Origin of the sequence: Halonotius pteroides (assembly GCF_003605635.1) — an archaeon.
GTDB classification, from domain to species: domain Archaea; phylum Halobacteriota; class Halobacteria; order Halobacteriales; family Haloferacaceae; genus Halonotius; species Halonotius pteroides.
On record NZ_QMDW01000009.1, the window covers coordinates 86,753 to 110,919 of the forward strand.

A 24,167-nucleotide genomic window follows, 5' to 3' on the forward strand; every position below is an offset into this window, starting at 1 on the left:
TTTGCTGTATGCCTCGTGCTGATGCCGATAGCGACACGGATGGGTCGATCCGAGCGGAGATCCAGCGCGTGCTGTCGGCCCATCCGGTTTCGTTCGCCATGCTGTTCGGGTCAACCGCACGCGAATCGATAGCTACTGCCGACGACATCGATCTCGCTGTCGAGCTCGGGACGCACCGACCAGCCGACGACGGCTACAGCGACGTGTATCTCAAGCTCGTGGGCGACCTCGAAGCAGCTCTCCCGACTGAAGTCGATGTCGTCGATGTTCACACGATGAACGAGTCGTTTGCAACCGTTGTTTTCGATACGGGGGAGGTACTCGTCGGCGACGACCGTCGGTCGGAACTCGCGGCGTGCGTGACGGGAGCAGGCCCCTCAGCTGAGCGTGCACGAAACCGGGTTACCGCCGCTGCCGATCGACTGACGGAGCAGAACGAATGAGCAACCCGCCGGCCGACCTGCTCGCACGGATCGCCGACGGCGTTGAGGCCATCGAACGAACCGTCACCGAACTCCGCGACCTCTAAGGCGTCTCGCGGGCGGCGTACAAACGCGACGAGAACCGACTACACCGTGACGCCGCCGAGCGAAAGTTCGAGAAACTGACCGCCGCCGTGATCGATGTCGGCGAGACAGTACTTCGTATCGAACAGGACACGGTTCCGGATCGGCGCAAAGCAGTTGTCACCGAGTTGGAACCGGTCGGTGTTATCGACGCCGAACTTGGCGAGAAACTCCGGGCTGCCGTCGGCTTCCGCGATGTGCTCGCCCACACTTACGGCCCAGTCGTCAACGACGACATCGTCTACGACGCGCTGCAGAACTCTCTCGATAGATACGTCACCTTCGTCGAACGGATCGATCAGTACCTTTCGGAATCCGATCAGATCGACTGACGAGCTGGCTCATCTGGTTACGATCCTGCAGGGCCGGACGCGTCGGCTCACCGACAGCGTTTTTCAGCCCGCCGCGCAGAGTCACGATAGTGACCGACGAGCTTCGCGGTGAAATCGTCGCCTGCGATGGGGCGACGACAGTCGACACCAGCCATGGTGAGCGACGGCTGGCCGAACTCCGCGTGCGACCGACCGACGGCACGCCGACCGGTGGCGATGACGCCGTCGACGTGACGCTGTGGGGCAAGTGGGCTGACACGGCCGAGGAGGCCGAAACGGGGATGGATTTGCTCGTTACCGATCCCGAAGCAAGCGAGTATCAGGGGTCGACGACCTACAGCACCGGCGGCAATTCATACGTCGTGCTTGAACCGGATTTCATCGTCGACGTGACCAGCGTCCGGTCGTGGGTGCAGTGCCCGCGGATGTACTATCTCAACAAGTTGTCGGCGATTCCGCTGAACTACCCCGTGATCAAGGGAACCATCGTCCACGAGGTGTTCGGCGATCTGCTTCGTGGCCGCGGCCTCGATACCGCCGTCGCCGACCGTGTCGAGGAGGCCGGCCTCGAACTCGGTGTCTTGGGGCGGGATGTGGCCGAAGTCGAAGGCGAGGTCAAACAGAACGCCGCCGCCATCGAAGGCTGGCTCGCCCAGGGAACGCTCACCGAGGCGGACAACTGGCGATCCGAATACACGCTCATCAGTCCGACGTTCGGCCTGAAGGGCCGTGCCGACGCGCTCCGTCGTGGGATGCCGGTCGAGCTCAAAACGGGCAAAAACACGACCCGCGAGCCGCGGTTTCAGGACAAGATTCAGGCCGCCTGCTACGCGCTGATGCTGGAGGAACGCGGGGTCGACGCCGACACCGGAACCTTACTCTATACAAAAAATACCACACTGGAGCGAAATGAGGAGTCAGGTGATCTCTCGCCAGCGAAAGAATTCTCTGTGGGCAAAGGGCTGCTCGATTTTGTCGTCCGCAGCCGCAACGAGTTGGCGGCAATGGAGGCACGCAGAGAGGTGCCGACCGGCTACGAGGCCGACGCGAAATGCGAGTACTGCTTCGAGCAGGACACCTGCATGGTCGTCTCCGGGCGGCTTGACCAGGAGTCGAAAGCCGGCCAGATCGCGACGGCGGTACCTCAAGAAGAACGCGACTACTTCGAGCGGTTCTACCACGCGATTGAGGCCGAACGCCGGGCGATTCACGCCGAATATCGGAAACTCTGGGAACAGGATGCTGCGGAGCGGGCGGCCGACGACCGCGCGTTGATCGAGCTTGACCCACTGGGTCGCGAAGAGATCGACGGCAATCGTTGGGAGCTTCGAGCGCGGAAACCGCCTGAAGCCGTATCCAAACTCCGCGAGGGTGACGTTGCGCTCGCCAGCGACGGTGACCCCGTCGGGGGCCATGCTGAACTCTGCCGGATCACCCAACTTGACAAGGAGATCGTCGTCACGGCCGACGAGCCGGTCGAGGTGCAACGCCTCGACGTGTACCCCTCCGAACTCTCGGTCGACCGAATGTTGACCGCGCTGCACGATACGGTGCTGAAAGGTAGCGACGATCGCAAGGATGTCCTATTCGGTCGACGTGACCCCGAATTTAGCGAGGGCGAGGAGCAGTTCATCGACAACAACGACGGACAAAATCAGGCGGTGAATCTCGCGGTCAACGCCGAGGACTGCGCGCTGATTCACGGCCCGCCTGGGACGGGGAAAACCTACACTATCGCGCGGCTGATCCGCGCGCTCGTCGATCGCGGCGAGCGGGTGTTGCTCACGGCGTTTACCAATCGCGCGGTCGACAACGCCTTGGAGGCCCTTCGTGAGCAGGGCTTCGAGGATATCCAACGCGTCGGGACGACGACGGGCGTCCGCGAGGATATGCTCGACGTGCGGCTTGAGAAGGCCGGCGACCCACAGGCGTTGGCCGGCTCGCTTCGGAACGCACCCGTGGTGGCGGCGACGACCGCGAGCTGTGGCTCCCGGGTGATGCGCGAACAGGCGTTCGACGTAGCGGTCGTCGACGAGGCCAGCCAGCTCACCGAGCCGGACGCCTTGGCCGCGCTGAATCGTGCCGAGCGGTTCGTGCTGGTCGGCGATCACGAGCAGTTGCCGCCGGTCGTCCAAGCCGCCGATCCCGGTGGCGAGGGCGGCGTCGCCGACGAACCGGCTGCGGACAATCCGCTGTCGACCTCGCTGTTCGAGCGGCTGATCGAGGCCTATCCGGAGGCGAGTGTGATGCTCACCCGGCAGTACCGCATGTGCCAGCGGATTCAGGCCTTCTCGTCGGCGGAGTTCTACGACGGCGCGCTCCGTCCGGCGACCGGCGCGGTCGCAGGCCAGTCGCTTGACGACCTCGTCGATCCGGCGTCGCTGCCGGCTGCGTTGGGTGACTCGGTGTCCGTTATCGATCCCGACGGCGAGCGCGTCGGCAACACGAACCCCGTCGAGGCCGGCCGGGTCGCCGAGATCGTCGAGTCGTATCTTGACGCCGGCGTCGCCGCCGAAGACATCGGTGTCATCGCACCGTTCCGCGCGCAGGTCGCCGAGATCAGCCGCCGGGTCGACGTAACCGTCGACACCGTCGACCGGTTTCAGGGCTCAAGCAAGGAGGTCATCATCGTCTCGTTTGTCGCCACCGGGGGGTTGGATGGGCCGCTGTTCGAGGATTACCGCCGGATCAACGTCGCGCTGACGCGGGCGAAAAAGGGGCTCGTGTTGGTCGGTGACGGGGCCGCGCTGTCGAGTGAGCCGTTCTACGAGCGGATGCTAGAGTGGGCTGATCGATGAGTGGAAAAATCGCGTCGCAGGGGTTCTAATTCGATTACTCTGATTGAGTCGTGTAGAATGTTCTAACCTCATCGTCAACGAAATTCACAAATTCAGTCGTCTTGGGAAAGCCAAGTAACCGAATCACATTGTATATATCTTGAATTGAACCGATGGTATTGACTACGAAGACTAACTCTGCGTAGTAACTCACTTTATTCGGCATGGGAAGTAACAATACACCAGCTGCGAGCGAATTAATCAAAATCAGCGGTGCGATAAGCACCAAAATATTCTCGTTACGAGAAATCCGTTGTTTGAGTGCAATAACATACGGATTTATCTCTAAGGGTAGTCCAACCGTTTTACCGACTTTCAATCCGAATTGTGGCTTCTTTCCTTCTGCGACCGCTGCCGCATAATGGATACACTCGTGGACAACAACAAGCAGGAAAATAAGACCTATTTCTGGGGCGATGCTTTGCAGCGCGCTAATATAGCCCTGATCCAACTCGCTTCCGAACCGAATGATTTCCTCCGGATAGAATAGTACAGACACCACGATCACTATCAAGACCCCTATTACTCCTATCGCTCTCTCTGGGATAATGTATTCAGTCCAGTTCGGATCAGCCGAGAGTGTTTTGAGTCGATGCTTCGTTGTGTCTGATTCATTGTGGCCTGACATAGCCAACCATAACCACTGTTCGAGGGTCAAAAAACACAGAAGACGTTTAAATCGGCTAATACGGGGGTTTATCGCTATCAACCGGGGTATTGATCGTCATCAACACCGGAACTAATTATTTACTTTCGGGTTTCGTGATATGTTCATATGGTTCAAATTCCGAATAGCTTCGAAGATGAATTCGATTCTAAGGGAGAAACGTTCTTCGAAATTGCAGAACTCCTGTACATGAACCATGGGAAGCAGTTCACACTTGATGAGATAGGGGATGCTGTCTCGGTCTCGAAAACTCGTGTCAGTGAACTAATTCAGGAAATGGAAGAGGGAGACGAAACATGGATTAACAAAACAGAAGCACAAATGACGGTCGTTTGGAATACAGAAACACACAATCCAGCCTCAACGGAGACTAAGACGGCGGTGGGTGGATTTTATCGAGAACTCTGGGGTCTGTTGAAACGACACTCCAGAACCGCTCCTGGTATGTATGTGATAATTGGCTCTTTGATGTTTGCAACGGCACTTATTTTGATTGGGACATATATCGGATTCTCTCTTGGTGGACAATCCTCTGGATTTCCAGTGAGAGCCTATCTCGTACTGGGTATTAGCTCATTTGCAGCCGGAGGTGTTGTCACTGCACTGGGGCCATTTCAGGCGGTCGTAAACAGACTATTGTGGCCTCTGCACCCAACAGAATTGTTCGAAAATGAAGACTAATTGTGGATTGATCTATACCCAGTTCTTGAAACTCATAGCCGCTTCGATACCGTCAATCGAAGTCGTCTACAGATCAAGCCGCTCGCGGAGTTCCTCGGTCGAACAGGTGTCGTCCTCATCTACATTGAGGGTTTCCAGCCGCTCGGAGACGGTATCGCCGTTTCCAAGCTCGGGGTCGTCCTGTTTATCGAAACCACTCATGACTCTTGCCTGAATTACTGGCGGCCACGTGAATAAGTTCTGACGCCACACCACGAGCTATGCTTCGAGAACCGTGATTTCGTACGGCAACTTCGGATGCTCGTACGTCCCTGGAGTCGCCTCGCTATCGACGACGGTCGCGCTGATCGGCTCGCTGTCGGCCACTGCCTCGGTCGGATACCACTCGCTGCCAGCGGGCAGCACGACGAACCGCGCCCGGCGGTCGCCGACCCACGCGAACGACGCAAAGCACTCATGAATCACGGATAGCGACTCACCACTTCAGGGATCACATTTACCTGCGCTGCACCCGAGACAGCTACTATACCATGGGCGACGACAGGCAGGTTGGCGAGGCCATCTTGGTCGTGATCGCGATCGTCGCCCTCCTGGTTTCGGCCGCGTTTCTCCCGACTGTCGACATCTTCGGCTCAAACGAAGCCATCGCCGAGCAACTCCCAGACGGCAGCCAACTGCCCGCCGGCACCCAATCGCCCGGCGGGCCAGCGGCTGGCACGCAAGCAGGCGATCAATCCGGCAACATGGAGTCCACCGGCGACGGCGAGTCCGGCGAAAGCCAGTCCGCTAGAAGTGGTGAGCCAACTGGGATCGGCGCGCCCGGACAGACCGCCGGGGGCTCGCTCACCAACCCCCCACAATCGGCTCAGATCAGCGGGAGCCTCAGCGAGCAGCCTAGCCAAGTCCCGCTGTTTACCGTCGAATCGCCGGTGAACACCTACTGGCGACAGACCGCCTACGAGACCTACACCGGCACCGGCTGGCGGCAGGCCGGGGCTCCAACCCCACTCGATGAGGGGATTCCAAACGACGACCGCACCGGCGGTAATCGACGGATCACCTACGATGTCACCCTCTTGGAGGGTGGTCGATCGCTGCCGACGGCGTGGCAGCCCGAATCAGTCTCGTTCCGCGGCGACGACAGCCAGCCAGCCCTACAAACCTCGGCGACCGGCGGGGTTCAAACCGACGAGCCGCTGTCGGCAGAGACGACCTACACCGCAACGAGCGTGCTCCCACCGCGGCAGCCGTCGGTGCTTCGAAACGCGGAGGGCCAAACACCACGGGAGATCCGCGAAACGTACACCCGAATGCCGGGCGACACCCCCGATCGCGTCGGCGACTTCACCGGCGAACTCTTGGCGGGGACAGACACCCGATACGACCGCGCGATAACCGTCCAGCGGTGGCTCACATCGAACAAGGGCTACTCACTGAATACCTCGCTCGACCCGAGCCAGCCGATCGCCGATCAACTGCTCTTTGAGGTCGATGCCGCCTACTGCCAGCAGTTTGCGACCACGATGGCCGCCATGCTCCGAAGCCAGGGCGTCCCCGCCCGGTATGTCGTCGGCTTCCGGAAGGGCAGACCGGTCGGCGATGACTCCTATCTCGTCACGAGCGACCGCGGCCACGCGTGGGTCGAGGTGTACTTCCCGGATGTCGGCTGGGTTCGGTTCGATCCCACGCCAGCCGACGAGCTTTCGGTGTCGACACCAGCCCCACCGTACGAGGTCTCGTTGAACCGATCGGCTGTTGTCGGCGCGCCGGTGTCAGTGCGTGTCACCAAGCAAAATGAGTCGATCAGCGGCGTCCCGGTGTTCGTCAACGACGGGCGGGTCGGGTGGACAGATGCGACCGGTGCCGTCGAGACCACACTGCCCTATACCGATCGGGTCACGATTCGGGCCGGCGACGACACCGCCCAGACCGAGTACACCGATGCCACACCGCCGCCGCAGGGGAGTCAACTCGCTGTGGCCTCGGTCGGCGCGATCACCAACGGTCTCCCACTGCTGAGTGCGGCGACACCACTGACACCGGAGAATACGGTGATCCCACAGGTCGATGGAGAGACAGCAGACTCAACAGCGACCTATCCGCTGGCGAAAAACGCAACACTCGCGGTCGTCGGCAGCCGAACAGCCGGCGAAACCGCCAGGGTGGTCGCCAGCGTCGAAGATATCCCGATCAGCGATGCAACAGTCTCGTTCGATGGAACCGAGGTCGGAACAACAAACCAGGACGGCTACTACGACCTCTCTTTGGCCGATGTCACTCCAGGCACCTACCGTATCACCGTCTCCCGGGGAGCCGTGAGCGAATCAACCACCTTCGAGGTCATCCCACCAACTGCTGACACGCCGAACGACGATCCGACGGCATTGACACCAAACGTCTCTGTCAACCCGGTTGGCATCGCGCTCCCCGCGGGGCCAGCGACGGCGACAGTGACACGATCCGGAGAGCCGGTCGACGGGGTGACAGTCCGTGTCAACGGTGAGACGGTCGGCGAGACAGACGAAAACGGCACGCTTGGGCTCAATTTTCCGATCGCAGACATCGCTCTCGTCGCAACGACGGTGACCGGTGTGACAGGTGAGACACAGATCGACGGGCTCTATCGGAACGCTGCTCTCGTTGGTGGTGGCATACTTTTCCTCATCGCCGGGATCGTGACTGCTGCCAGTCGTCGCGGTGTGACCAGCGGTTCGGTGACAGACCGGTTGGCGGTCATTAGATCATTTCTACGGCGGCTCCCTGAGCGAGCAACGACACTCCTGGTGGGGCTGGCAGACCGGTTGACCACCGCGATGAGGCGGCTTCTCGCCCGGCTCCGAGCGTGGCGGTCTGTGTTCGCCCTGTCAGTGAGTGAGATCCAACAGCGGCTTGATCCACGCCGACTGGTCGCCGCACTCAGATCGTGGCTAGAGCGCCTTCGTCGCCGGTGGCAAGCAGCTGCTGGCAACGGAACCCCAGAAGCGGCTCCCAGTGAGGCCAGCGGGACTGGCCCGGATCGACAGCTCAGATCGATGTGGCAGACCTTTGTCTCGCTCATCTGTCCCCCACAGGCTATCACCCGAACGCCCGTTGAGATCGGCCAGTACGCGATCGAGAAGGGGGTTCCGAGCCAACCGGTCACCTACCTCACAGATCTGTATCGGGCCGTTGAGTACGGCCAGCAATCACCGGGGGACTCACGGCTTGAGGCAGCCCGACAGGCCCTTGCAGATATCACCGAGTCCTCGGAGGACGACGACCCATGAGCCAGACACCCACCGCTCGTAGTATCGCGCTCGTTGGGAGTGTGAGTCTGACAGTCGGCTTTGCGTTGTTGATCGGCTACCGCCCGTCGGCCCTGCCAGACAGCGTGACCGAGCCACTCACCCAGGGAACCGAGGCGCTTGGCGATCGGCGCATTGTCCTGCTAACTGGCGGCCTGCTCGCGGTCATTGGATTGGTCGGATTCGGGTTCTGGAACGGCCGCGATGCCGACACCGGATTCAACACCACATCGGTCGAAACACCGACTCGCGACGTGTCGATCACAGGTGAGCGGCTCACGACAGCGTTTGAACAGACAGTCAACGCACACAGCGCGGAGACCCCCATCGAGGACGCACTGCGGCAAACACTCATCGCACTGTACACGCAGGACAGACAGAAACAGGACGCAGTCGGGTACGTTGACGGCGGCGACTGGACGACCGACGCTGTCGCGGCAGCAACACTGACGACGACTAATGCCGCGGACTTCCCGCTGTGGTACCGGCTCTACGAGTGGCTGTATCCAACCCATGCCTACGACTACCGTATTCGACGAACAGTGCGGGTTGTCGAAACACACTGTGCTGAGGCGACGACCGACTTTACGCCAGCCACCAACCAGCGATCATGGGCCGACAAACTGCGTGATCGATTACGGACAGACACTGGTGGTGACAGCTGATGCGGATTAGACGATTTAGTGGATTTCGGGCATATGCACTGCTCTTAGCAGCCACAGGTGTTCTCACCGGGACGTACGCGCTGATTCTCGCAGCCGGGATTCCGCTGCTCTTTGTGCTGACGGCGGCTGTGACCACCACACCGGCGATCGACGACACCGTCACCGTCACCCGAGAGCTCACACCCGAAACACCATCGCCCGGTGAATCGATCGCTGTCACACTGACAATCGAAAATACGGGGGCGTCGACGATCCCGGATCTGCGGGTTGTCGACGGGGTTCCTCCGGAGATCGGGGTTACTGATGGCTCGCCTCGATCCGGGGGCGCGCTCCGCCCTGGCGATCAGTATACCGCAGCCTACACGATCAGCGCCGACCGCGGGAGCTACAGCTTTGAGCCGGTCACACTCAGAGCCAGAAACACCAACGGCACCCGACTCGTGGAGACGACAAAAACGGCCGACGGTATCGATCGCTTCGAGTGTCGGGTAACGATCGAGGATATCCCGGTTCAACAGACAACCGCCTACGCGGGCCAGTTGGCGACAGACAGCGGCGGGCCGGGGGTCGAATTCCACGCCACCCGTGAGTACCGTCCCGGCGACCCGGTTACACGGGTTGACTGGCGTACCTACGCCAAAACCGGCGAGCTGGCAACCATCGAGTTTCGTGAACAACATGCCGCACACATCACCGTCCTCATCGACAGCCGCCGGACGGCCCACACCGCAGCCAATCGCAACGCACCGACGGGGGCGACACTGAGCGCGTACGCCGCAACGATCGCCCTTGAGGTGCTCATCAACGAGGGCCACGAGGTCTCGCTGGGGGCCCTCGGCGTCGCAGATCCGGAAACCGATCGACAGCCGCCAGCCTGGGCTGCTGCCGCGGAGGGCCGCTCATTCGTGCCACACGCCACCGCCATCTGTAATGCTGCTGCGACCGGTACGACAGACGAGTCACACACAGGCTTCGACCCGGCGGCGACCGCTGACAACACACCCTCCGCGGCGTCTGCCGCCGACGGCGGGGTGGCGTGGGATCGAACGCGGTCGCTCGTGCCGACCGGGGCACAGGTGATTCTCTGTAGCCCGGTGACAGACGGGCCGATCACCGACCTCGTCGAATCCCTCCGCGCTGATGGCCATGCGGTGACGGTTCTCTCGCCAGCGACGACGCCGGCGACGATCGGCGGCCGGATCACCGGGATGCAACGGGCAGCGCGACTCGAATCTCTCCGACTGCTGGGGGCGACCGTCATCGATTGGGCATCCGAAGACAGCCTTCGGGATGCCCTTACACGACTCACAGGGATGGGTCGATAACGATGCTTCGTGGCCGACTGTCGATTCCAGAACCGAATGTCACGCGGTCGACAGCGGCACTCATCGCGCTTGCGGTCGCGGTAGGGATCTGGCTGCTCACAACCGTCGTTGGGCGGACACTGCCGGCACTCGTCGCTGGCTGCTCCGGGGTAACCGTCGGCGCGCTAACGATTCTGCGTGACACAGAGACGCCAGTCGGCCTCGCCATCACCGCACTGTTGCTGCCGATCGGTGGTGGCAGTGTGGTGGCAGCGGTCGTCCTGCCAGTTCGTGTGTTGGTGCCGGTGCCAGTCGATGCGATTCTCGCAACGATTCCGACAGCGATCGGGCTATTCGGGCTCGTGGGGGCTGCATGGCTGGCTGGATTCGGCGTTCTCGGGCTGTTCAACACCACCGTTGGCAGCGGGAGTGTCGCGGACATGTGGGTGGTGAACAACAAGGCCGCAGTTGGGCCCGGTATCATCTTTGCGGGGATACTCGTGGGACGGTTTGATGCTCTGAGACAGGTTCCGTCAGTCGGGTTCGACAGCCTGGGCATCACCTCCGCGCTCCTTGCGCCGCGAAACGCGGCCGTGGCGATGATTACCTTTCTTGTTCTGTGTAGCTTCGTCATCGCAGGAGTACAGCTCATTCTTGCGGCCGCACCGATCGTCCAGCTTACCCCGCAGACGAGCCAAGCGCGGGTCGAAGCCGGTGTGAAGCAGCTCAGCCAACTGCTGAATGGCTCACTCTGGGTGATTGTGTTGCTGACTGTTGTGGGGATCGTCGCTGTCGTCTCGTCAGTCGACATCACTGCTATCGCCGGTCGCTACCCCACGCTATTTGGGCTGTTTGCGGCCCCAGGTCTCCGTCGAATGCTGCTTGTCGCCTTTGGTGGGGCGGTACTGATTGCGGCCGTGTTTGGTGGGGTACAGCTGGTCACCGGCCGGATCGCAAGCACCGTCGGCTGGTTTGTGCCAGGGCTGCTTGCAGGTGCTACCACGGGTGCGCTAGCTGTTGTCGGGACGCCGGCGGTGTCGATGCTGCACACCCGTGTCCCAGCGGCGGTTAGCCCCGTTGTTGAACAGCTGACGATCGCGCTCACGCCGGCTGGTGTGATCGCCGGCGGCATTGTCATCGGTATGTCGCTTCTGACAGTCATTTTCGGCGTCGTCATCCTCGGCAGCGGCATCAACTACTTTCCCGTCGAGACCGCCGGCAGCGCGATGGCGGCGACCGGCCTTGCGATCGGCGCGATTGCGATCGGTATCTTCGGAGCCTCGGGGCTCACGGTGTTTGCTCTCGTCGGCCTCTCGGTGTTCGTCTGGGATATCGGCGACCGGGGGGCGACCACGTGGGCGGAGCTTCAAACCGAGTCACCGCCGCAGATCGAGTTGATTCATACACTGTCAGCGGCGATAGTCACGATCGTCGGGATCGCCGTCGCGTGGGTCTTGTATGCGACGGTGCTCGGTAACGTTGTGTCTGCAGGCGGAACGGTACTTGCGATGCTGGCCGCCATGTTGAGCGTTGTTGTGATCCTCGCCGCAATCCAGGGCTGACTCTCAGGCCTCGCCGGTCGCCCCCGGAACAGGAACGCCCTCAAGTACCGATTCAACAATCGTCGCCGCATCAACATCTTGGATCGCTGCCTCCGAGGTCAACACGAGACGGTGTGTCATCACAGGACGTGCAATCGTCTTGATATCATCCGGTGTCACGTAGTCGCGACCCCGAATCACGGCCCGTGCCCGGGCGGCCTCGAAAAACCGCTGAACCCCACGCGGCGAGACACCAACGTCAACGCGGGCATCGTCCCGGCTTTCGCGAACGAGATCAACAAGATAGCCTTTCAGCTCTGTCTCCATCCGCACCTGCTCCGGCAGCTGCCGGAGTGTCGAAACCTGCCCGGCGTCGACGACGGGATCGACGGCGGGTAGCTTTGTTGTTCGATCCTCGCGTCGGGAGAGGAGCTCGATCTCGCCGTCACGATCCGGATAGCCGAGTGAGGTCTTCACCACAAATCGGTCGCGTTGGGCCTCGGGTAGCCGAAACGTTCCCTCCTGTTCGATCGGGTTCTGGGTCGCGATCACGAAGAAGGGATCCGGCAGCTCATAGGTGGTTCCGCCGACAGTCACCTGCCCTTCGTCCATGGCTTCAAGCAGGGCGGACTGCGTTTTCGGTGGCGCGCGATTGATCTCATCGGCAAGCACGACATTCGCAAAGACCGGGCCGCGCTGGAAGCGAAACTCCCCAGCCTGCTCGTTGTAGATCTGCGAACCGGTGATGTCGCTCGGCAACAGATCAGGGGTGAACTGGATTCGGTTGAACGCAAGATTCAACGCGTCGGCAAGGGCGACGGCGGTCAGCGTTTTTCCGGTTCCCGGAACATCCTCTAAGAGAACATGGCCTCTGGCCAGCAAGCCGGAAAGCACCGTTTCAAGGAACTCCTTGTCGGTAATGACCGCATTTCGAACCCGTGAAATAATGGTCTCGATTTGGTTCGACGCAGCATCGATGGTCGCTGTGTCACTCATATGTGTTGACTACCTGCCGGTGAGCTTGCTGATGATATGCCCATAGTTGTGTGCTGGCTGCCCCGAGGTCGGCGAGCAACGACTCGACTGATCCGACGATAGCTTCTATACTGGTCGAGACACATAGCTGTACCCTTTGGCCGCCCGACAAGCCTGATACAGACAGACGGCGGGTAGATAACGGACAGTGCTCGGGTCAGTAGGTATGTGCGATGAGTGGGTGAGTGAATATCACCCTGCTTAGAGATACAGTTTACAGCGGATCGACGGCTGTAGACGCGCTGCTCGTGGAACCCCCGCGGTTCGTTGACTCGTCACGAAGCGACAGATAGGCTTCGGCAAGGACACCGTACAGCATCACGATGATAGCTGCCATCGCAATCACCGAGACGACCTGTCCGGCGGCCGGAGAGATACTCGATACCAGTGCGGTTCCCATACCGAGTGCCATCGCAACGATCGTAAACGCCACCAGTATCGCAACAAGTCGCCACCTGTTGCCGCTGGCGAGCCGCCAACTTTGACGCAACGCGCCGATCGCTCGTGCATCTTCGACCCCGATCAAGAAAACACCAAACTGGAAACTAACCGCTAAAAAGAGTCCGGGGATAATCAACGGCATTCCGAGCAGTATCAACGGCGTCAAGATGAGTGACATGCCGACTCCCGAAAGGGTTGCTCGGCCGATCCGGCGCGTACACAGTGATCGCGGAAGCGTCGATAATTCATGTTGCTCGCGGGTGAGCAATCGGGTGCTGACAAGAAATACGACAGTTCCAAACAGTGTCACGCTGACAGCAATCGCGGCGGCGACCGGCACTGAAACTGGCACTGTGATGCCGATCTCTGTGCTCGTTGCCTCCGGTAGCAAGTCCGTAATGATGCTCGCTACGATCGTGTTTGTGGCCCCGACCAACAGCAACTGAGATGCGGCTGTCAGCACAAAGATCACCAACCCGGTAGTTGAGAGCGTCCGCTGTACTCCGTTGCTGACTGTTTGCCCAAGTGGCAACGTCATACAGACAGGTCGACTACCAGCGGTAAAGTACAGCAACCAAGATTTCCGGGCGTGAAACTCACGGTATCGTTTATGCGCGTTCGTGTTTTCTGGGCCTGAAACTGTCCGCGCTGTTTTTTTTAATATCTTTACAGAGCATCTGTATGGCATTCCGTCTTCGAACTGCTGTCACCGATGGGTTACGGCTGACGTTTTCACGAAACGGTGCGGTCTTTGTCGGGTGTAACGCCGTAGCACAATTTGTAAGCCTCATGTTGCTTGCCGTTGCTGTAAGCCAGCAGCTCCCGGTTTCATCCGGCATCGGGGCTGCCCCTCTCGCTGACGTTCCAGCTACTCAACCGCTTCCCACCGCAGCAACCGGCGTAACCGTTGGGCTTACGACGGTGTTTTCAGCTATTGTAACAACACCGATCACGATCATTACGATTCGCACCTTTGTGGATGGTGCAACCGATCGCATCCTTGAGCGTCACCTGTATGGGCAGCTTGGTCGAGCGACCGCTCGCGGATTGGTTGCTAGTCTGGTGTTCGGCGTGGTGATTTTCATCGGCTTTCTGTGTGCGTTTCTGCTTCCGGTCGCTCTTGGAATCGGGGTTATGATTGGTGTCGGGCAGATTGGATTTTTGCCGGACTGGATCGGGGTCGCTGGGATGGTGCTCATCGGAGCTATCGGATTCATCGGGGTGGTTGCTGCGGCACTTCTCTTGTACATCCATCTCATGTTTGTTCTTCATGAGATCAGCGTTCGCAACCGGTCTGTCATCACGTCACTGCGTGGGAGTTGGGGTCTCGTTCGGGGACATCGCCTCAGGCTTGGAGTGCTTTCAGTCGGGGTAATCGGGGTACAGAGTGCCATCAATTCCATCGCGACACCGAACCAGCTTTCTGATCCAACTACCGCCGAAGCACTTCGAACCTCGGTTTCGCAGCTAGTTTTTCTCCCGGTCGGGGTCGTCCTGACGGCATTCGTCACGACGCTTTCGGCAGCCATCGTTGCCAGAGCCTATGCCGAACTCACCACAGTCGATGTCGTCGGGGGACACCCTCGAGATATCGACACTGGTGATGACCAGCTAGACCGACAAGCAGGTGTCGACACCGACGGAACCGATGTAGACACCGAGCCAGCACCGTGACTATCCGTTTCGAGGTGTATCACAGCCGACTTCGGAACCTGAAAACTAGCCCCGACTTATACCGGCAGTCCCGCGGAGGGACGTGGTGTGAGTGAGGAGCCAACAGCCGAGGACTTGCTCGCTATCCTCGATGATGAGTACGCACGCCCGATCCTCGTCGCAGCGACTGCTGAACCGCAGTCCGCAAAGGAGCTCGCCGAAGCGTGTGGTGCCTCGCTTCCAACCGTCTACCGCCGACTCGATACCCTCGCCGAGTATGACCTGATCACCGAACGAACCGAACTTGATGACAATGGACACCACTACAGCACCTACGAAGCTACACTACAGGCCGTCGCAATCGAAGTTGATGAAGCGGGATTCACCGCCGATGTGTCCCGGGAGCCAACCGACGCAGCGGATCGGTTTACCAAACTCTGGGAGGAGATCTAGTCATGACTGGTGCTGAAGCGGCCCTCTACTTGGGCTTGGTAACAGCCACGCTCGTTGCGATGACGCTTGGCCTGATGATCGTGTTTCAGGCCTACCGTGGGTACCGGCGTAATGAGAGCCGGCGGATGTTGTATCTCGCCGTTGGCCTCGGATTCGTCACTATCGCCCCCTTTGGCCTCTCACTCGGATTTGAGGTATTTGCGCCGCTGGTTCCGCAGGCCACACTCGTGCGAACATCGTTACTGCCGTTGGGGTCGCGAGTACTGGAGATCATCGGGCTTAGCTTGATCCTCTATTCACTCTATAGCTCTCGGCTCAGCGGGTCGATATGATCGATTCGGTGACACACCCACTCGTGAACGGGTGAGATACAGCGTGGGTTTTAGACCTGTCCGCAGTTGGGTCGGGTGACCAATACGCACCACTCTGATTCAACATTTCGCCGTGCAAGCGTATGCCCGAGGGTGTGCCCCTACCGTACGGGGTTGGGCCACAACTCAGTGTTTGATTGTATATTTTATAATGTATTCTATCTGTTATTTCAATCGGCTGTTGAGGAAATCAAACATGTTTATTCGCACAAAACGGGTAGCAACGACGAAATCGTATACGCGTTAGGCCAGTTTGTAATAGACCGAGGTTCCGTCCTCGGTCTCAATTTCCTTCGTCGTCACAACGTCCTCCTCGACGAGTTCGGCGAGTGCCTCGTCGATGTCGTTGACGACGATTGTTGTGGCAGCCACATCCCCAGCAAAATCGATCAGCCCGTCAGCGAACGACCCGAGTGAGCTCTGGGTTCGGTTCATAAATACGGGGCTGTAATCCACACCAAGCACGACCTCTCGCTCGGTAAATGCTCTCTCCGGCCGTTCGCTCAGAAACGGTGTAATTAGTCCTTTTCGGTTTCAATCGGATCGATCTCGTCGTCGTCACCTGGCCCGTTGCTTCCTACATCGATACTTCCCGCCTCGAACTCATCATTGGAGATCGGCATACTGTGCTATCGGGTATGAGGACAGGGAGTAATTACCTGTCGAACATTCTGAGGGTCGCGCTGCTTCTAATCGGCGAGCGACTCGGTTATATCTCGGCAGGTTTCGGTGTGTACGAGTGACATCCTGGTCGCACGCTCACCTCTCCCTCTGAACGCAGCCAGCATCTTGGCTCCCCACCGCCGCCATTGATCGACCGGATGGCTACGATGGGTAGGAAACCCATCAGGAGCGGCTGGCAGTTCAACAGCGACCCGCCACACAATAAGAGATAGCAGATTGGCTGCGGACGAACGAACCCAGTCGAGTAGGTTGGTATTCAACAGAGCAGTCAAAACGGCTTTCAGCAGCTGCCACCCCTCCTTTCGGCCGGTTCTGGGATGCTAGCTAACAGCCGCCAACGGCCTGTAAGAACTGTTCGCCACAAGTTGGGCATCGCAACCAATAGTTATCGGTGGTTGTTGTAATCTGTTCTTCACAATCTGTGCAGTGGATTGTGTTCATACCAGCAGATAGACAGCCAGCGGAATTATTCTTTGGTATGCCGACGCATAATCTCAACCAGTCCCGAAGAGCGTGATCTGCTCAGCTAGATAAATAATCACTATTTCATTCAGCTGAATGGGTTGTGTAACGCAAAAATATGTGCGGTATTATAGATATAAAGTCAAACTCGTGCCGTCATTATCTCTGGATATAAAGATTGCTCGATCGTGTTTGTTTTCTCTCAGAGATATACGTACACGTAGTATACCGCGATAACAAGGAGGGCAAATGGGAGCGCAATCAAGAGGAGAAGTTCTACGATACTTGGATTAATCGAGCTAATGAGTGTTCTCATACCGATACAGACGAATAAGCAAAGCGCGATTGTGACTGTTACGGGTATCGTCTATCAGTACCATCTGTTATGTACTTCTTTAGGGGGACTAACCGCTATACCGTTGGATCAGATTGTTATGGCCTACGGTGACAACCAAGCCAGTTCAGCCAACGTCGCTGTTGACTGACCTCGTTTGGCTAACCAGATGGAAGCGGACAAGCTGTGCGGTTACCGTTTGGAATCAGCAATGTGGCCGGGTGCGTCGTCGTCGAAAGACGCATGCAGATCATCTTGAGCCGACGCAGATAGCCCATGCCGTCGAGAAAATGCAGCATCAGTGGTTTTCGTGGTTTCTGTAAATCGATACAAAAACCCCGCCACAGGGTCTCTGTCGTCGACAGATCAGGGCACGTCTCCCGTGTTGTTGCGGGTAGCGTTGGTTGTGGCTGCTTGTACACTGCATACGGGTTGTGGGTGCAACATATACGGCCGTATCCACTACTATTCACATGACCGACGCGTATCCGATTGACGACGCCCCCACACCAGACCCGGGGTACGATCCGTCCACGGTTGTCGAGATTCAACTTGAGGGATTGGCGAACAACGACGAACCCGTTGATAACGCCGGGGTCGCGACCGCATACAACTTCGCCTCACCGGCAAACCGTCGATCAACCGGCCCGTTCGATCGGTTTGTAAGGATGGTAACCGGGCCACAGTATGCACCGATGGTTGACCATGTTGAGGCGACGACGGGCCCACTGGAGCAGGACGGACACACCGCTGAGCAGCGCGTCACACTGACCGGTGCTGACGGCAGGGTCGCAACGTACCGTTTCGGCCTTTCAGATGATCGAAGCGGCTCACTCGATGGGTATTGGCTCACCGACCGCGTTCTCGTGATAGAGTCCTAGTCGGCGACGAAGCCTACACGGTGTCGAGCCCCGCGGATGCGACTCTCAGACTGCTCCCTCGACACAATTGATTGCCCCGTCGACTACTGGGTACTGATTCTCCCCGTCTTAGTAGTGTGAGCGCACACTGTATTTATATGTCGAGACCATCCCAACTCACACATGAGCAGTGACAGCGTCGATTCCGAGAGTAAGGTCTCGGGGAATCAAGCGAATATCCCCGCTTGTATCCGTCGGGAGCTTGATATCGACGACCGAGACACGCTTCGTTGGCGGATCGAAGACGTAGAGGAGATCCGCGTGCAGGTCATCCAACAGCGCAACGGAACGTTCGGCGCGTTTGAGGGCTATGACGGCGATCAAGACACTACTACGACCACCGACCACGACGCGTGGGGCGTTGACGGATAGATGCCACACGCGCTGATCGACACGACAGTGCTCTATGCAGCAGCCTATCGGCGCGACGCGGCCCACGAGGACGGACTTGCGATCCTTCGTGGTGTCGACAGCGACGAACTGCCCGAGGCGGTCGTCCTCGATTACGTTCTCGCGGAGACGCTGAACGGCCTGAGGACACATGCTGGCCACGAGGCGGCCGTCGATTTCCTTGACCGAATCGAAGAGAATGCCCGCTTCTATATCGAGTCACTGACTGCGGACGGGCGTGCGATGGCGAAGGCACAGTTCCGGGGGTACGAGGCGTTCTCGTTCGTTGATGCCTGTCTACGTGCATATCTGAAAGCTGAGGAGTTGGAGTACCTGTATGCGTTCGACGACAATTTTGATGTGGTTGGCCACATCTCGCGTCTCGACACGGTGACGAATCCGTATCAGCCGAGCTAATCTCTTTTTGTGTTGGATATCCGAACAAAGAGGGTATCGAAGTCATGTCGTATGCTCCGTTCTTCGGCTGAAGGGTCGTAGCACTACATGAGTGTGAGGCGTTGATGCGCACAAACACGTCTGTAGGGCTTTCTTCTCTGCTTAGCATACGGATTGTGTATCGCTACCGAACGCTTTTGCTCTCGTGTCCTGTACAGCCGTATATGAGCATCGAATCGGACGACGAGCCAGAGAACGCGGGTATTCCAACGCGGATTTCGTTGGAACTCTCTGACGACGGTGAGGTGTGGCTCGTCCGCGATGAAGAAACTGGCGTGGCTACGGAGGGCGAGACTCGCCAGCACGCCCTCGAAATGCTCGATGACGCGGTCGCCGCGTACAACGGGGCGGGGCACGAACCGACAGAGCAAGAACTCCGTGAGGTGGGGATCGACCCCGAACAGAACACGTCCGGATCGCTTGAGGACTCGAAAATCTTCGAGTAGTCAGTACCGAAAAAATCGGAGAAACGGTTTTAGGAATTCACATCTGAACGTCTAATATGGGAACGAAGTCGATTCAGGTCTCGGAGGCGTTTCACTCGTATGTGGAAGCCCACAAGAAAGAAGATGAGACGCTGGGTGAGACATTGGTTCGACTGACCGGCGGCCCACGACCCGAGATCGTCGCTGGCCTCGTCTCCGAGGAGACAGCCGAGGCGATGGAAGAGGCGATTGAGACCCGAAGTCAGAATCAGACGACCAGCCGCGAACAGATCGTCGAGCAGTTCGAGGCCACTAATGATGCTTAACACCCACCTTTTTCCGCGTCGGGTGGCCTCACTTCGTTCGGCCACCGCTCTCTGCTCACGGCGACGGAGTCGCCGTTCGCATGGTCAGCGGAACCTCCGGTTCCGCTCGACTTGAAAAAGCTGGATCAAAAACTGCTGCCTCCCTCCGGTCGGCAGTGAACCGCTCGCTCCCTATGGTCGCTTGCGAACGCTACTTTCGGACAATCACATCAACAAAATTGAGCTCGTCGTTGATTACGCTTCGTCGTCTTCGGCTTCGTTTCTATCGCGTTGTCGACCTTTTGCGACTCGTTCGCCGCCGCTGAGAAGGCTTTCACGCGCCTCCTCACGTGCGGACTGCTCGTCACTCTCGGTGCTCATATTAACATTTTCAGCGGCTAAGTGTATAATCATTGGGTCACCGCCACGCTCGAAGGTCGGTAATTGCACGTCGTGTCTGGGCGGACAGTCCGGATACCAAAACAACAACAGCGAGCAAGAGAACCGACGAGAGCCAAAGCCAGGCGGGGACGGCACCAGCGATGCTATGGTACAGCCCCAGCGCGAACGAAATGATAGCTGAGACGATCAGTAGTATCGTTATCTGAATCAGTGGGATATTGCGAACGTTTGTGCTCCGGTTGAAATTAATTCACATGATGTAGTTTTGTATCAGTAGTACCTCGGTTTCCTGCTGTTGGAAATCGGAGTTGAGCAGTTTCGTGAGGTTCTCGGAACTCACGCCAACATCGAGTTCCGATGCTGTGTAGGTCACCGCTGCAAACGCAGTCGAGAGAACCAGCGCGCCGATACCGGTCACGGTGTAGCTGTTGAGAAACGGTTCGACGGTTCCAACGCCAGCCGCCGAGCCAGAACCGAGCTGTGTTGCGATGGAGACCACCGAAATCAGGATGCCGACCAGCGCGATATTGAGCCGGAGTATCTTGCTCGCTTTCGTGTCGATGTCGGCGAGTGTTTCCCGCTGTGCATCGACGGTTGCTCTCGCTTCTGCTCGTAACTCCCCAAGCTGCTCTGAATCTCCGGAGAACTCGATTTTCTCCAGTTCCGACTTCAGTTCTCTCGGATCTCGACTCGACATAGTTTGAGCGTCGCTTCGGCTTTTGATTTAAGATATAGCCTGCGTTTTTCAAATAGTGCTGCCGCCGTCTGGAAGCGCAAGCTCTTCTATGCTCTCGTTTGTTTCACTCACGAGAACTGCGGTCGCTCGCGCGATCGATTCATTCCCCGACAGCTTCCTCGACAATCTCGATTTCCTCGTCAGTCAGCCCGTACAACTCATACACGATCTCATCGATCAAATCATCAGTCTCCTCGATTTTCGCCTCTAACTCCTCGGCGCGCTCCTTGGTCTTCGTATAGCTCTCTAACCCACTTTCGACATCAGCCACAGCGGGCAACGTCAGCTTCCGCAGTCGATCCACCAGCGAGTTCGTCCTCGCCACCCACCTTTTTCAGCGTCGGGTGGCCTCACTACGCTCGGCCACCGCTCCTTGAAAAAGCTGGATCAAAAACTGCTGCCTCCCTGAGGTCGGCAGTGAACCGCTCGCTACGCTCGCGGATGCTATTTCTCAATGGCCGCTGCTTTGACTAGCTCCTCAGCGCGTTCGTTCATCTCATCGGTATGGCTCACAGAGCTACGAGAGATTGTTCCAATTCTCTCGGTACCGCAGTCACTGTTCTCACTTAGGCAAACAGAATACACTTTCCAGCTACTCGGCTCCTCTTTGACCCCAGTTCCCACTTTTCCAACGCAGTGTCGACATCGGTACCCTGTGAGTTCAGTCACAAACACACGGAGGGGTGGCACCGTCTTCAGTTTTGAATCCTCGCAGCAAATATTATTTAATGGTGATTGACGAATCGAAGGGTAATGGGATACGATGGGCCGAAAGTGTTTCAAGCACCGTATGGCAACGATGCCGCGCTGGAAAATTTCGAAAAGAGTGTTCTGGAGGGGATTGATGCTAATCGTGTCCACCAGTATACCGATGAGGCACCCCAAACAGACAGTGAAGTCATTCGCCTATGGGGAACGAAACCATCACTAAACGGCGTTTGGAGTGCTATTGAACAGGGCGATTATCTATTTTTTTACAGAGACGGAACATATACGCATTCCGCGAAGATTCTCGCCACAGAACAGAACGAAGCATTCGGCAGAAATATTTGGCCAAATTTTGAGGATGATCCTTGGGATAGAATCATATATCTCGCACCACCAATGAAAGTGAATGTTTCCTCCAAAGAGATTCATAATCTTGCAGGATACGATATTTCCTACCCGATGGGTTTCACTTCTCTTAACGATATGGGGGTTGGTGGCATCCGCGGAAAGTACGGTTCCGTAGAAGCGTTAGCCTCCGGAGAAACTGGATCAACCCAAACCGAAATCACGGAGACGACAACAGATATTGAGATTCACAGTACGCCAGATTTCGACCTCGCAAACGAGGGACTTCTCGATGGGTTGTATTTCCAAGACAATCGTGGAACCGAGATTCTTGAACAAATCGAATCAGCGTTCAAAGCTGGTAAGCATGTCATCTTCACCGGGCCGCCCGGAACAGGGAAAACTGAAATCGCTAGACGAGTCTGTCGTTCGCTCGTAGAATCTCACAGCGATACCTATTCCGGCTACGAGATGACGACAGCCACAGCTGATTGGTCGACCTTCGAGACCGTTGGTGGGTACATGCCAACAGAGACAGACGGTGAGAACCTCTCGTTCGAGACTGGGCAGGTGCTACGGCGGTTCAAACAAGATGGTACTCAAGAGAACGAACTCTTGGTGATTGATGAGATCAATCGCGCCGATATCGACAAAGCGTTCGGGCAGTTGTTCACACTTCTCTCCGGACAAGAAGTACAGTTGCCCTATCGCCGAGATGGCAACGAAATCGTTGTCAAACAGGCTGACGGCAGTTCCGGAACACCAGCACCCCATGAGTATATCATGCCCACTTCGTGGCGATTGCTGGCGACGATGAACACCTATGATAAGACTTCACTATATGAGCTGTCGTACGCATTCATGCGGCGGTTTTCGTTCATTCATGTCGATGCCCCGCAGGTGCCTGAAACCCGATCAGAACGAATCGATCTACTCGAACAGTACGCAGACGCTTGGGGGATGGATCTGTCCAGATCGGCGAATGAAGATGTGCTCAATGCTGTGTCTGAAATATGGCTCAGACTCAATGACGGCCGGAGCGACCGCAAAATCGGCCCTGCCATCGTTCGAGACATGCTGGATGGGATCGTGAACTCGCCTTCTCGAACCACTGAACGCGCTGTCACCGATGCAGTCGGTAACTACGTTCTGCCTCAACTCGAAGGGTCACCTCGCCGAGAAGCGACAGTCAAACAACTCTCTCAGATCGATGCTGTTGATTTCAATCGACTCAGCGAACTCGGCCGTGATATGCTACAGATAGAAATCGATGGATAGAGCCGAACTTATCGATGCTGTCTCGGAGGATTTGTTCGCCTATGTGATGCATGGAGAGATTTCCGAACAACACGTCACAACACAACTCAAACCGACAGGGCTGGATGAACGTTTCGAGAGCTTCGACTCGCTTGTTGACCTCCATTTTCTTCTTCGACCAGCAGTCGTCGATTTCGTAGAACAACTCCCGGCTCGACTCCGGAGTATCAAGACACAGACGAAGAATGTCCAACAGACGACGCGAGGACAGATATCCGGGCGAATCGATTGGACTTCGACGATGAAACAACGCTCCTCGCAGGCACCGAGCGATACGTCGTTATTTGTCTGTGACAACCGTCACGAAAGCTATGACATTGACGAGAATATCGTTCTCAAACGTCTCTTGTCGATCATTTACACGACTCTGGAGGAGTGTGAGACATACCTCAAACAGGAATACGAATGGGTAACTGATCGCTGGCAGGAGAATCTTGAACTCGTTGAGCAGATGCGAGAGTTGTTTGAACGGAACGTCCACATCAAGCGCATTCGTGACCCCGAGACCTACGAGCCGACAGACCGAATGATTCAGACAGCAGCCATGTCGCGTAGCGATGTCTATCGAGAGGCTGCTTCGTTGTTACAGGATCATAGACGAGCCAGAGAGAGCAATCCGGACGCTCTCAGAGAATTGTTGGAGGAGACGCTGATTACGCCTGATGACGAGGAAACACTCTTCGAACTCTACGTCCTGTTCCAGTACGTAGAATCAATTGAGGAGTACCAGCAAAGCGAAACATCCGTCAAAACGATTGAATCTGGAAAACAAGAGGTCGCTCGGATAAAGAGCGAGGATCAGTCGATCACATCGGGTTAGTTTGAGTGTCTGCTTGGAGAAGATATGCACTCG

At 57.6% G+C, this 24,167-nt stretch carries 25 protein-coding genes and 2 pseudogenes; 18 read left to right on the forward strand and 9 right to left on the reverse strand.

The window, feature by feature from the left end; genetic code table 11:
• Positions 1–8: 8 nt before the first annotated feature.
• The 3 genes and pseudogenes from DP106_RS08145 to DP106_RS08155 all read left to right on the forward strand — a co-directional run bounded on the left by DP106_RS08145 (position 9) and on the right by DP106_RS08155 (position 3,696).
• Positions 9–443, forward strand: a complete 435-nt coding sequence (locus DP106_RS08145; protein WP_120084604.1) for a nucleotidyltransferase family protein — start codon at positions 9–11, stop codon at positions 441–443.
• A 125-nt stretch (positions 444–568) separates the two neighbouring features.
• Positions 569–898 (forward strand): annotated as a pseudogene (hepT, locus tag DP106_RS08150) (type VII toxin-antitoxin system HepT family RNase toxin); the annotation flags it as partial.
• Positions 899–987: 89 nt separating this feature from the next.
• A complete protein-coding gene (locus DP106_RS08155) occupies positions 988–3,696 on the forward strand; it encodes an AAA domain-containing protein (RefSeq protein WP_120084606.1) in 2,709 nt (902 codons plus the stop codon).
• 34 nt (positions 3,697–3,730) lie between these two features.
• Here DP106_RS08155 and DP106_RS08160 read toward each other — a convergent pair whose 3' ends face one another.
• Positions 3,731–4,393: a DUF3267 domain-containing protein gene (locus DP106_RS08160; RefSeq protein ID WP_133305116.1), complete on the reverse strand. Its 663-nt coding sequence runs from the start codon at positions 4,391–4,393 to the stop codon at positions 3,731–3,733.
• 117 nt (positions 4,394–4,510) lie between these two features.
• On the opposite strand from DP106_RS08160, the gene DP106_RS08165 reads away from it, so the two are divergent.
• Complete coding sequence (locus DP106_RS08165; protein ID WP_120084609.1) at positions 4,511–5,083, forward strand: hypothetical protein; 573 nt, start codon at positions 4,511–4,513, stop codon at positions 5,081–5,083.
• A gap of 66 nt (positions 5,084–5,149) precedes the next feature.
• On the opposite strand, the gene DP106_RS16400 is transcribed toward DP106_RS08165, so the two are convergent.
• Together DP106_RS16400 and DP106_RS08170 are read right to left on the reverse strand one after the other, a co-directional pair.
• Entirely contained in the window at positions 5,150–5,284 is a 135-nt protein-coding gene (locus DP106_RS16400; RefSeq protein WP_276310071.1) for a hypothetical protein, read from the reverse strand.
• Positions 5,285–5,341: 57 nt separating this feature from the next.
• A complete protein-coding gene (locus DP106_RS08170) occupies positions 5,342–5,548 on the reverse strand; it encodes a hypothetical protein (RefSeq protein WP_120084610.1) in 207 nt (68 codons plus the stop codon).
• A gap of 65 nt (positions 5,549–5,613) precedes the next feature.
• Between DP106_RS08170 and DP106_RS08175 the strand changes: the two genes are divergently transcribed.
• From DP106_RS08175 to DP106_RS08190, 4 genes are read left to right on the forward strand one after another with little or no spacing between them, the layout of a single operon-like run.
• Positions 5,614–8,349 carry a transglutaminase TgpA family protein gene (locus DP106_RS08175; RefSeq protein WP_120084611.1) on the forward strand — a complete coding sequence of 912 codons (2,736 nt, stop codon included), beginning with the start codon at positions 5,614–5,616 and terminating at the stop codon, positions 8,347–8,349.
• The gene (locus tag DP106_RS08180; protein ID WP_120084612.1) at positions 8,346–9,032 is read left to right on the forward strand and encodes a DUF7269 family protein; all 687 of its coding nucleotides are present in this window, start codon (positions 8,346–8,348) and stop codon (positions 9,030–9,032) included. Before DP106_RS08175 ends, DP106_RS08180 begins: the two co-directional genes overlap by 4 nt.
• On the forward strand, positions 9,032–10,357 hold the full coding sequence (locus DP106_RS08185; RefSeq protein WP_120084613.1) for a DUF58 domain-containing protein: 1,326 nt from the start codon (positions 9,032–9,034) through the stop codon (positions 10,355–10,357). Before DP106_RS08180 ends, DP106_RS08185 begins: the two co-directional genes overlap by 1 nt.
• Before the next feature lie 2 nt (positions 10,358–10,359).
• Positions 10,360–11,898, forward strand: a complete 1,539-nt coding sequence (locus DP106_RS08190) for a hypothetical protein (RefSeq protein WP_120084614.1) — start codon at positions 10,360–10,362, stop codon at positions 11,896–11,898.
• Positions 11,899–11,901: 3 nt separating this feature from the next.
• Here the strand turns inward: DP106_RS08190 and DP106_RS08195 are convergent, their stop codons facing one another.
• Both DP106_RS08195 and DP106_RS08200 read right to left on the reverse strand, forming a co-directional pair.
• Entirely contained in the window at positions 11,902–12,873 is a 972-nt protein-coding gene (locus DP106_RS08195; RefSeq protein ID WP_120084616.1) for an AAA family ATPase, read from the reverse strand.
• Between the two features lie 253 nt (positions 12,874–13,126).
• Positions 13,127–13,891: a hypothetical protein gene (locus DP106_RS08200; RefSeq protein WP_120084617.1), complete on the reverse strand. Its 765-nt coding sequence runs from the start codon at positions 13,889–13,891 to the stop codon at positions 13,127–13,129.
• Positions 13,892–14,034: 143 nt separating this feature from the next.
• Here DP106_RS08200 and DP106_RS08205 point away from each other — a divergent pair, with 143 nt between their 5' ends.
• From DP106_RS08205 to DP106_RS08215, 3 genes are all read left to right on the forward strand, one after another.
• The gene (locus DP106_RS08205; protein WP_133305117.1) at positions 14,035–15,027 is read left to right on the forward strand and encodes a hypothetical protein; all 993 of its coding nucleotides are present in this window, start codon (positions 14,035–14,037) and stop codon (positions 15,025–15,027) included.
• Between the two features lie 87 nt (positions 15,028–15,114).
• Entirely contained in the window at positions 15,115–15,459 is a 345-nt protein-coding gene (locus tag DP106_RS08210; protein ID WP_120084620.1) for a winged helix-turn-helix domain-containing protein, read from the forward strand.
• 2 nt (positions 15,460–15,461) lie between these two features.
• A complete protein-coding gene (locus DP106_RS08215; RefSeq protein ID WP_120084621.1) occupies positions 15,462–15,791 on the forward strand; it encodes a DUF7521 family protein in 330 nt (109 codons plus the stop codon).
• 282 nt (positions 15,792–16,073) lie between these two features.
• Here DP106_RS08215 and DP106_RS08220 read toward each other — a convergent pair whose 3' ends face one another.
• Complete coding sequence (locus tag DP106_RS08220; RefSeq protein ID WP_120084623.1) at positions 16,074–16,265, reverse strand: hypothetical protein; 192 nt, start codon at positions 16,263–16,265, stop codon at positions 16,074–16,076.
• Positions 16,266–17,783: 1,518 nt separating this feature from the next.
• Here DP106_RS08220 and DP106_RS08225 point away from each other — a divergent pair.
• The 5 genes from DP106_RS08225 (at position 17,784) to DP106_RS08245 (ending at position 19,827) form a co-directional block, all read left to right on the forward strand.
• Complete coding sequence (locus DP106_RS08225) at positions 17,784–18,191, forward strand: DUF4864 domain-containing protein (protein ID WP_120084624.1); 408 nt, start codon at positions 17,784–17,786, stop codon at positions 18,189–18,191.
• A gap of 162 nt (positions 18,192–18,353) precedes the next feature.
• A complete protein-coding gene (locus DP106_RS08230; RefSeq protein ID WP_120084625.1) occupies positions 18,354–18,602 on the forward strand; it encodes an AbrB/MazE/SpoVT family DNA-binding domain-containing protein in 249 nt (82 codons plus the stop codon).
• The gene (locus DP106_RS08235; protein ID WP_120084626.1) at positions 18,603–19,037 is read left to right on the forward strand and encodes a type II toxin-antitoxin system VapC family toxin; all 435 of its coding nucleotides are present in this window, start codon (positions 18,603–18,605) and stop codon (positions 19,035–19,037) included. It abuts the gene before it with no gap.
• A gap of 203 nt (positions 19,038–19,240) precedes the next feature.
• The gene (locus tag DP106_RS08240; protein WP_205738906.1) at positions 19,241–19,522 is read left to right on the forward strand and encodes a type II toxin-antitoxin system HicB family antitoxin; all 282 of its coding nucleotides are present in this window, start codon (positions 19,241–19,243) and stop codon (positions 19,520–19,522) included.
• Positions 19,523–19,578: 56 nt separating this feature from the next.
• A complete protein-coding gene (locus tag DP106_RS08245; RefSeq protein ID WP_120084628.1) occupies positions 19,579–19,827 on the forward strand; it encodes a hypothetical protein in 249 nt (82 codons plus the stop codon).
• A gap of 234 nt (positions 19,828–20,061) precedes the next feature.
• Here DP106_RS08245 and DP106_RS16405 read toward each other — a convergent pair whose 3' ends face one another.
• The 3 genes and pseudogenes from DP106_RS16405 to DP106_RS08255 all read right to left on the reverse strand — a co-directional run.
• Positions 20,062–20,187 carry a hypothetical protein gene (locus DP106_RS16405; protein ID WP_276310072.1) on the reverse strand — a complete coding sequence of 42 codons (126 nt, stop codon included), beginning with the start codon at positions 20,185–20,187 and terminating at the stop codon, positions 20,062–20,064.
• A 271-nt stretch (positions 20,188–20,458) separates the two neighbouring features.
• Positions 20,459–20,905 (reverse strand): hypothetical protein, encoded by a 447-nt coding sequence (locus DP106_RS08250; protein ID WP_120084629.1) that lies wholly within the window; start codon positions 20,903–20,905, stop codon positions 20,459–20,461.
• A gap of 139 nt (positions 20,906–21,044) precedes the next feature.
• Positions 21,045–21,263, reverse strand: a pseudogene (locus DP106_RS08255) (restriction endonuclease); the annotation flags it as partial.
• Between the two features lie 434 nt (positions 21,264–21,697).
• Here DP106_RS08255 and DP106_RS08260 point away from each other — a divergent pair.
• Together DP106_RS08260 and DP106_RS08265 are read left to right on the forward strand one after the other, a co-directional pair.
• Positions 21,698–23,275 carry an AAA family ATPase gene (locus DP106_RS08260; protein WP_120084630.1) on the forward strand — a complete coding sequence of 526 codons (1,578 nt, stop codon included), beginning with the start codon at positions 21,698–21,700 and terminating at the stop codon, positions 23,273–23,275.
• The gene (locus DP106_RS08265) at positions 23,268–24,134 is read left to right on the forward strand and encodes a hypothetical protein (RefSeq protein ID WP_120084632.1); all 867 of its coding nucleotides are present in this window, start codon (positions 23,268–23,270) and stop codon (positions 24,132–24,134) included. The genes DP106_RS08260 and DP106_RS08265 overlap by 8 nt, the downstream gene beginning before the upstream one ends.
• Positions 24,135–24,167 lie beyond the last annotated feature (33 nt).